The organism is endosymbiont of Riftia pachyptila (vent Ph05), assembly GCF_000224455.1.
Classification (GTDB): domain Bacteria; phylum Pseudomonadota; class Gammaproteobacteria; order Chromatiales; family Chromatiaceae; genus Endoriftia; species Endoriftia persephonae.
On record NZ_AFOC01000173.1, the window covers coordinates 1 to 3108 of the forward strand.

At 58.1% G+C, this 3108-nt stretch carries 1 protein-coding gene; it reads left to right on the forward strand.

What is annotated here, in order from left to right; genetic code table 11:
- On the forward strand, window positions 1–3021 hold a 3021-nt coding region (locus RIFP1SYM_RS16050; protein ID WP_240992155.1), incomplete at its 5' end, for an Ig-like domain-containing protein.
- Between the last annotated feature and the right edge of the window lie 87 nt (window positions 3022–3108).

Below are 3108 nucleotides of genomic sequence, written 5' to 3' on the forward strand. Positions count from 1 at the left end.
GATTCGGTTGCGGCCACCGTCAGCATTAGCATCACCGCTAGCGCCGACGTTCCCGTCGCCGACGTACAGTCGGTCTCCACTGATGAAGACACCGCTGTCAATATTATTCTGAGTGGCAGCGACGTCGACGGCGATAGCCTGACCTTTGTGGTCATCGCCGAGCCCGCTAACGGAACGCTGTCAGGCACCGCACCCAACCTGACCTACACGCCTCATCCCGATTTCAACGGCACAGATGCCTTTACCTTCAAGGTCAACGACGGCGGCGCCGATTCCGATGCCGCTACGGTCGCCATTACCATCAACGCAATCAGTGACACACCCACCATCAGCGCCATAGGTGCGATCACAACCGATGAAGACAGCGCGACCGGTGCCATTGCCTTCGTGATCAATGACGCTGAAACAACGCCAGGCAACCTGGTGGTCACCGCGTCATCCAGCAACCAGACCCTGTTGCCTGACGCAAACATCACCCTCGGTGGCAGTGGCGCAGATCGTTCGGTGAGCATCACGCCCGCCGCCCAGCAATCCGGATCGGCGGTGGTCACAGTAACGGTTGCCGACAGCGATGGTGAAAGCGTCAGTGAAAGCTTCAACCTGACGGTCAATACGATTAATGACGATCCCACCATCTCAGCGATCGCCGATCTCTCCATGGATGAGGATCAGGCCCCCATCTCTATTGCCTTTACCATTGGTGATGTCGAAACGGCAACGGCTGATCTGTACGTAACCGCGGCATCCAGCAATCCGCAGCTGTTTCCTGCTGCAAACCTCCAGCTTTCCGGCAGCGGAGCCAGCAGAAAAATCACGCTGACCCCCGCCGCCAACGCATCCGGAGCCGCCACCGTAACGATCGCGGTTACCGATGGAGATAATGGCCGGACAATCGAGAGTTTTAACGTCAATATTGCGCCAATCAATGACGCCCCCGTTGCCAACGGCCAATCGTTGGCCGCCCTAGAGGACACTCCGCTAGGGATCACCCTGACTGGCTCCGACCTGGACAGTGATGCACTCACCTACCTGATTGTCACGCAACCCGCCCATGGCCAACTGAACGGTACGCCGCCCAGCCTAACTTATACCCCAGCGACCGATTTCCACGGCGTGGATTCATTTACCTTCAAGGCCAGTGATGGCCGTGCCGATTCCGCTACGGTCAGCATCAACATCACCATTGTCGAGCACAACGACGCGCCGGTCGCAACTGGCCAGACCATCACCGTTGACGAGGATAGCCCAGTTGCAATAGAGCTGGAGGGTACCGACGCGGAAGGTAACGCGCTCACCTTCACCCTGCTCAGCACTCCGCAACAGGGCACACTCACCGGCGAGGCCCCTTCACTAAGCTACACACCCCGCGCCAACTTCGCCGGGGCAGACTCGTTCACCTTCAAGGTCAATGATGGGATTACCGATTCAGCCGCGGCCAGCGTAACGATCAACGTCACTGCCATCCAGGACATACCGATTGCCGAGGCGCAGTCACTCACCACCGTGGAGGACGCGGCCATCGACATCGCCCTGAACGGAACCGACGCCGATGGAGATAGCCTCAGCTACGCTTTGGTCACACAGCCAGCTCACGGCAGCTTGAGCGGGACTGCTCCCAACCTGACCTTTACGCCGAATGCCGATTTCAGTGGCGAGGATCAACTCACCTTCACGGTCAACGATGGCAGCGACCATTCCGAACCAGCAACCGTGCGCATCACGGTGACGGAAAACAACCAGGCACCGGTACTGGCTCGTCAGGGCAACAACGGGCTGGTCACCGTTACCGGCCAGAGTGCGACACTCAATTTCGGCGTTACCGATGCAGACAGCACTGACAGTCACATTTTCACTGTATCGGCATCGGCACTGGGCACCACGACCATCGAAGGCTCGGACCTGATCTACAACGCCCTGAATGCGGGCAGCGAGACCCTGATCCTGACAGTGATCGACAGCCGGGGCGCAAGTGACACCATTGAACTGCCGGTAACGGTCAATGAAGCGACCGTCAACGACAACAACAGCGACGGTCTGAGTGACGAGCAGGCCAGCAGTGCCGGGCTTGACCCCGATTCCATCGACACCGACACCGACGGCGCACCGGATGTCCGGGAGATTGGCGACCCCGACCATCCCACCGACAGTGATGAAGATGGTGTTATCGACGCCCTGGAAACGGGAGATGGCGCTGTTGACAACAGCATCCTCGAGTTCATTGTTCCCCCTACCACCGCACATGACCTTGGTCTGGACGATCTGGCAGGAAAGAAAGTGACGATCTCCACCGAAAACGGGCAACTGATCGCGCACACTAGCGGTCAGAGCGGGCTTCCCATCTCCAATGAGACCGATCTGGAGGTTCCAGACGACGGTTACCACTTTCCACTGGGACTATTCGACTTCAGCATCACAGCGCCCTCCGGTAGCGCAACCGTGGTCTTCCAATTTCCATCCACGGTGAGCATTCCGCAAGACACCATCGTTCGTAAACTGGACAGCAGTGATACTTGGCAAACTTTCACCGCTGCGGTCATCGACCACACCGAGCGCACCATTACCATGACGCTCACGGATAACGATGCGTTCGATCGCGATGGAAGAAGCGGGATCATACGCGATCCCTGGGGCCTGGCTGTTGCAACCGCAACGATCCCCGACAATACGGCTCCAACGGCAACCTCCCGGTCGCTCAGTGTCACCACAGGTTCGACACTCGCCATCACTCTCACCGGCAGTGACGCCGATGGCGACAGCCTGACCTACACCTTGGTCACCCAGCCTGCCAATGGCACATTGAGCGGCAGCGCACCTGATCTAAGCTACCGCCCCAATGATGGATTTACGGGGACAGACTCCTTCAGCTTCAGGGTCAGCGATGGAAAAACCGACTCCGCCGATGCGATAGTCACCATCCAGGTATATGAAGCATCATCAGGCGGCGGTGGCGCACTTAGCCCATGGCTGCTGCTCCTGCTGTTGCTAGCATCGAGACGGCGGTTCGGGTATATGCGGCAATAAACGTTAGGGAGCCTCTGATTCAGTCTGGACGAAATGGATTGTGATTCAGAATATTCAGATTCAAGGCGCAAATCGCACGTAAAGCTA